Origin of the sequence: Amycolatopsis kentuckyensis, from assembly GCF_002155975.1 — a bacterium.
GTDB lineage: Bacteria > Actinomycetota > Actinomycetes > Mycobacteriales > Pseudonocardiaceae > Amycolatopsis > Amycolatopsis kentuckyensis.
The window spans coordinates 1-6,115 of sequence record NZ_MUMI01000572.1; the positions used below are offsets into that span (position 1 = coordinate 1).

5 protein-coding genes are annotated in these 6,115 nt (G+C 69.5%); 2 read left to right on the forward strand and 3 right to left on the reverse strand.

Translation table 11 applies throughout. The annotated features are described in order from the left end of the window. Positions 1-469 precede the first annotated feature (469 nt). Positions 470-1,729, reverse strand: a complete 1,260-nt coding sequence (locus tag CCN39_RS42190; protein ID WP_086852099.1) for an MFS transporter — start codon at positions 1,727-1,729, stop codon at positions 470-472. Beyond that, complete coding sequence (locus CCN39_RS42195) at positions 1,722-3,038, reverse strand: GH1 family beta-glucosidase (RefSeq protein ID WP_086852101.1); 1,317 nt, start codon at positions 3,036-3,038, stop codon at positions 1,722-1,724. Before CCN39_RS42195 ends, CCN39_RS42190 begins: the two co-directional genes overlap by 8 nt. Before the next feature lie 130 nt (positions 3,039-3,168). Between CCN39_RS42195 and CCN39_RS42200 the strand changes: the two genes are divergently transcribed. Then, on the forward strand, positions 3,169-3,816 hold the full coding sequence (locus tag CCN39_RS42200) for a TetR/AcrR family transcriptional regulator (RefSeq protein WP_086852102.1): 648 nt from the start codon (positions 3,169-3,171) through the stop codon (positions 3,814-3,816). Between the two features lie 468 nt (positions 3,817-4,284). Here the strand turns inward: CCN39_RS42200 and CCN39_RS42205 are convergent, their stop codons facing one another. Next, a complete protein-coding gene (locus tag CCN39_RS42205) occupies positions 4,285-5,469 on the reverse strand; it encodes an amino acid deaminase/aldolase (protein ID WP_086852104.1) in 1,185 nt (394 codons plus the stop codon). Positions 5,470-5,552: 83 nt separating this feature from the next. On the opposite strand from CCN39_RS42205, the gene CCN39_RS42210 reads away from it, so the two are divergent. After that, a partial coding sequence (locus CCN39_RS42210) for an FAD-binding protein (protein WP_143264363.1) occupies positions 5,553-6,115 on the forward strand: 563 nt, incomplete at its 3' end.

Below are 6,115 nucleotides of genomic sequence, written 5' to 3' on the forward strand. Positions count from 1 at the left end.
TCCCGGCCCACCCCGCGCCGCCCACCGCGGCCGAGACCACCGGTCGCCACGCGCTCGTGAACCCGCGCCGAGCGGTCACGGCCTGACCCCCTGACAGGCGAGCCGCGGCCGGCCGATCGCCCCATCGGACCCGCGTCTGCTACTCGCCTCGGGCCGAGGACTGTTTCGCCCGCACCCCCGAGCAGCGCGAACCAGTCCTCGGCCACCACCCGGTCCCCACCGCGATTAATCGAAAAAAATCCGCGTTAGGCCTAGCCCAGGCGGTAATCCCCCGCTAGATTGATCATCGAAGGCAGCTGGATCATGGGTCTGATCCCGCCGTCGCCCCGCCTCAGAGCGGCCCTCGAATTCCGCGGGCCGGTGCCGTTGCACTCCCCTCCCCCGACCGGCACCGGCCCGCGGTTCCATACCTGCAACGCCGTGAAGGCCACCCTCGAAGTCCGAGGGTGGCCTTCACGGCTTGTTGCGCTTAGCGGACCGCCTTCACCCGCAGCACCAGCACTGAGGCCAGCAGCGTCGCGACCGCCGAAGCCGCGAAGAGTCCCGGGTAGCCGCCGAGGTAGGTGAGCACCAGCGGCGTCACCAGCGGCGCGACCACCTGCGGCAGCGAGTTCGCGATGTTGATGATGCCGAAGTCCTTGGCCCGGTTCGCCGCCGCGGGCAGCACCTGCGTCAACATCGCCAGGGCGACGGCCATGTACGCCCCGAAACCGACGCCGAGCAGCGGGGACGCGGCGAGCGCCACCGGCCAGCTCTGCCAGAGGACCAGCAGCAGCGCGGCCAGTGCCATCACTCCGGAGGCCACCAGGACGTACGGCTTCCGCCGTCCGGACTTGTCGGAGAAGTGCCCGGCGAGCACCGCGCCGCCGACGAGCGCGACACCGTACAGGCCCATCATGACCAGCAGGCCGGTCTCCGGGTCCGGGTAGTGCACCGCGTCCTGGAGGAAGAACAAGAGGTAGAGCGTGCCGAACGCGTTGCCGAGGTTGATCATGAAGTGGCAGCTCCAGGCCCACGCGAAGTCGGGGTACTTCCGGGGCGAAACCCAGAAGTCCCGGAGCACCTGGCGCAGCACCCACGGCGGCCGGGACTCGATCGGCAGCCGCGCGTCCGGCGTCCGGAGGACGAACAACGCGGCGCCGATCACGACGATCCCGGCGCAGACCGCGTAGGCCAAGGACAGCCCGGCGATGCCGAGCACGACGACGACCACGACCGCGCCCAGAACCGTGCCGAGCATCTGCGCGATGCCGACGAGGCCGCCGACGACGGCCAGCTGCTGCACCGGAACCCGATCGGGCAAGGCCGCCATGAGAGCGGCGAGCATGCCGTTGAGGCCACCCTGCACGAGGCACCAGCCGACGATCATCACGGCGACCGTCGGAGCCAGCGCCAGCACCACCAGCCCGGCGGCGGCGACGATCGCGCCGGCGACGGTCCACGGGTGCCGCCGGCCGAACCGCGAGCAGGTCCGGTCGGACAGCAGCCCGATCGCGGGGTTGGCGACCAGCGCGACCGCAGCGCCGAAGCCCATCACCAACCCGAGCACGGCTTCTTTGTTCACGGCGTCGAGCAGCTCGGCCTGCTTCGGCAGCAGCACCTGGATCGGCGCGTAGACGCCCAGCCACAGCGCGATGTTCGCGAAGAACAGCAGGCTCATCCAGCCGGGCCGCACCCGCACCGTCGGCTCGGCGAGCGCCTCCGGGAGGGCTTGGGTCGCTTCACTCATTCCGCACCAGCTTCCGGTACCAGTGGAACGAGTCCTTCGGCGTCCGCCGCAGGGTCTCGTAGTCGACGTGCACCAGGCCGAAGCGCGGCGCGTAACCCTTGGACCATTCGAAATTGTCCAGCAGGGACCAGCAGAAGTAACCACGGACGTCGACGCCGGCGTCCATCGCCTCGCGCAGCGCGACGAGGTGACCGTGCAGGAAGTCGATGCGTTCGGGATCGTGCACACCGCCGTCTTCGGCGACTTCGTCGGCGAAGCTGCAGCCGTTCTCGGTGATCTGGATGGGCGGCAGCTTGTCCTGGTAGCGGTGGTGGAAGTCGAGCAGCAGTTCGCGCAGGGCGTGCGGGACGATCGGCGAGGCGTTCGTCGTCATCGGGTAGCCCTCGATGTCGCGCAGCTCGAAGGGCAGCGGGTTGCCGGGGCCGGGCATCGCGACCCCCTGCGGTTCGTAGTAGTTGATGCCGTAGAAGTCGAGCGGCTGCGCGATGGTCGGCAGATCGTCGGCGAACCCGGCGGGCAGGTGCTGGTGCAGCTCCTCGGGGTAGGTGCCGAGCAGCATCGGATCGGCGTAGAGCCGGTTGAGCAGCGCGTCGAGGTACTTCGCCGCGTCCTGGGCGTCGTCGTCCACGGGCCAGATGGGCGAGTGGTTGTTCGCCGTACCGACGTTCGTGGCGCCCGCCGCTCGCAGGGCCTGGACGGCGAGGCCGTGCGCGAGGTTCTGGTGGTGCGCGGTCGGGATGGCGTCCAGCAGCAGCACCTTGCCGGGCGCGTACTCGCCGATGCCGTAGCCGAAGATGGACATGACCATGGGCTCGTTGAGCGGAATCCACAGTTTCACCCGATCGGCGAAGCGCTCTCCGATGATCTGGGCGTACTCGGCGAAGCGCTCAGCGGTCGCCCGGGCGAGCCAGCCGCCGTCGTCTTCGACGGCCTGGGGGGTGTCCCAGTGGTAGAGCGTGACGGCGGGAGCGATGCCGGCCTCGCAGACGGCGTCGATGAGCTTGTCGTAGAAGCCGAGCCCTTCGGGGTTGGGCGCGCCCTTGCCCTCGGGCTGGATGCGCGGCCAGGCGATGGACATCCGGTAGGCCCCGACGCCGAGTTCCGCCATCAGCGCGATGTCTTCGGGGTAGCGGTGGTAGTGGTCGGCGGCTACGTTGGCTTGTTCACCGCGGGCGATCTTGCCCTCGGTCGCGGTGAAGGTGTCCCAGATGGACGGTCCGCGCCCACCTTCGCTGGTGGCGCCTTCGATCTGGAAAGCCGATGTCGAAACACCCCAGAGGAAGTCGGGCGGGAAGATCGGGTTCTGCACCGGCTGCTGACCCCTTCGTCAGGGCACCCGTACGGGTGAACATGAAAAGTTCTCATATACTAGGTCTTCACTCGTCCGTGGGGAAGCCCGTCGGCACGATAAAGTCCCAGATCAGACGAGGAGGAGCGCCGTGTCCGACATCCAGGCCGCGAAGGTGCCGGCGGAAGCCACCCCCTTACGCCGCCAGCCGGTCCAGCAGCGAAGCGCGAAGCGGGTCGAGCAGATGCTCGACGCCAGCGCGGCGTTGATCGACGAGCTCGGTTACGACGCGCTGACGACGACGCTGATCGCGAAGCGGGCCGGCGTCGCCGTGGGTTCGCTGTACCAGTTCTTCCCGGACAAGAGAGCGGTCGTCCAGGCGCTCACCGCCCGGAACCTGGAACGCTTCGTGGGCGCGGTGAACGAGCGGCTGAAGCAGCTGGGGCCGGAGCACTGGTGGGACGTCGTGGACTCGATCCTCGACATCTACCTGGAGATGCACCGCACGGTGCCCGGATTCTCGAAGGTCCACTTCGGCGACATCATCGACCGGCAGCTGCTCGACGAGACGCGCGACAACAACGCGGTGATCGTGGATTCGCTGACGGACCTGGTGGCCAAGCAGGTGGACCGGCCGGTGGAGGACCTGCGGTTCGCGATCACGATCGCGAACGAGGTCGCCGACGCGCTGATGAAGCTGGCGTTCCGGCGGGAGCCGAGCGGGGACGAGAAGATCGTCGCCGAGGCCAAGTACGTGGTGAAGGGGTACTTGGCGGCTCGGTTCGGGGAGCGGTCGTAGCTGTCCACAGAAGTTGTCCACAGGTATGCACAGCTGTGGACAACGTGCTGGTTTCGGGGCTGGTTGTCGGTGGGGGCCGATAGACTGGAAGCGGGGGTTCCCCCAGGGAGGGTGGGCCGCGCGCGTGCGGGCCGAGTCCATGGCGGCAGCACCGGCGGGCTTGGTAAGCCGAGAAACAGCTACGGGGACTGTTCGTTCCTCCCCTGTGCACCTGTGTCGACGACGGGGTGTTTGCCGCGGTTGACCGGGGAAGGTCCGGTCACCTCGCCGCCCCCGGCACCCTGGTGATCGAGCCGTCAACGGCGATCTGATCGCGGGTGAGCCGACCATGCGGTCGCAGGAATCGCGAGCGGTTGCTTGAGCTGCGCGGAGACGACGAGGGCGATCGACTCGTCGCGGCGGTTGCGGATCGTGCCGGTTGGGCCTCCCTCGCGCGCCGCGAGGCGGAATTCGGCGCGTGCACTCAGGTCAGCCGAAGTTCTGGTGCTCGCCCCGGTACGTCGGGACCGTTCGCTCGACCCGGTCGCCCAGGACCAGGTGGTAGTGGGTGAACCGCTCCGCCAGCTCGCCCGCCTTGGCGTGGCGGAGCCACACCCGGTCGCCCAGTTTCAGGGTTCGGGCCGCTCGGCCCGTGACTGGGGTTTGGACTTCGCCCGCCCCCTCGAAGCCGAGGAACTTGAGGCCCTTGGGCAGGTACGGCTGCGGCTGGCGAGAGGGGCCGGTGGGGCCGGAGGCGATGTACCCACCCGAGAAGAGCGTGGCGATGTTGCGGGTCGGGCGCCGGACCACCGGCAGGGCGAACAACGCCGCCGGGCGGGGCTTGAACCGGGTGTAGCTGTCGAACAACGTCGGCCCGATCAGGCCTGAGCCCGCCGCTATCTCCGTCACCACCGCGTCCGCGCCCGTTGACTCGAGGCTGCCCGTTCCGCCTCCGTTGACGAACTCCAGGGGCGTCACCGCCTCGACCGCCCGGACCGCTTCGCCGCGGCGGCGGGCCAGCTCGGCCGCCGATCGGCGCTGCATCCAGCCCACCACCGCGCGGTTGAGGCGGGGGCCGGCCGCGTCGCCGAGGCCCGCGATCTGGCCTTCGTACGCCATCACGCCCACCAGGCGGAAGCCCGGGCGGGCGACGATCTGGCGGGCGAACGTCGAGGCCTGCTTCGGGGTGAACACCGGCGAACGCCGCGTGCCGACGTGGATGCCCGGGAAGGGCCGCCAAGAGGCGTCCAGCTCCAGGCAGACGCGGATCTCGGGGTGGCCGTGGCCCAGGGCGGCGTCCACCAGGTCGAGGTGTTCGGGCGAATCCACCATGATCGCGATCGCCGCGCGGGCCTGTTCGGAGGTGGCCAGGCGGCGGAGGGCTTCGTGGTCGGCCGTGGGGTAGGCGACGACGATGTCATCGGTCGTGCCCTGCTCGACGTGCCAGACCGCTTCCGCCAGCGAGTAGCACATCAGGCCCTCGAAACCCGGCATCGTCAGCACCCGCTGCAGCAGCGCCCGGCACCGGACCGACTTGCTGACGACGCGGATCGGCTTGCCCGCCGCGCGGCGACGGAGGTCGGCGGCGTTGGCGTCGAACGCCGCCAAGTCGACCACGGCCAAGGGCGGATCGAGGTCCTTGGTCGCCAAGTCGTACACCGTCGCACTGGTCACGAGGTCTAAAGTACGACACGAAGGCTTGAAACGCGAATACTATTCACTTACTGTTTCGGCACTCACGGATGAAGGGTGCGCGCATGACCCGGTGGACCAACTGGGCGGGTACGGCGTCCTCCTCGCCGCAACACGTTCACCAGCCGCGCAACACGGCGGAAATCGCCGCGACGGTCGAGAGCATCGCCGCCGCCGGCCGCACCGTGCGCCCGTGGGGCAGCGGACACTCCTTCACCGCCATCGCCGCCGCCGACTCCGACGCGCTCGACCTGCGGCACTGGACCGGCGTGGAAAAAGCCGACCTCGAGACCGGGCACGTCACCGTCCGCTCGGGCACCAAGCTCCGGGAACTCAACGCCGCCCTCGACGCGCTCGGGCTGGCCATGACCAACCTCGGTGACATCGACGCGCAGACCGTCGCCGGCGCGATTTCCACCGGCACCCACGGCACCGGCGCCAAGCTCGGCGGCCTCGCCACCCAGGTCGTCGCGCTCGAGCTCGTCCTCGCGGACGGCTCGGTCGTCAGCTGCTCGGCCGGCGAAAGGCCCGACCTCTTCGCCGCGGCCCGCGTCGGGCTCGGCGCGCTCGGCGTGATCACGACCGTGACGCTCAAGTGCGAACCGTCCTTCGTCCTGCGCGCGCAGGA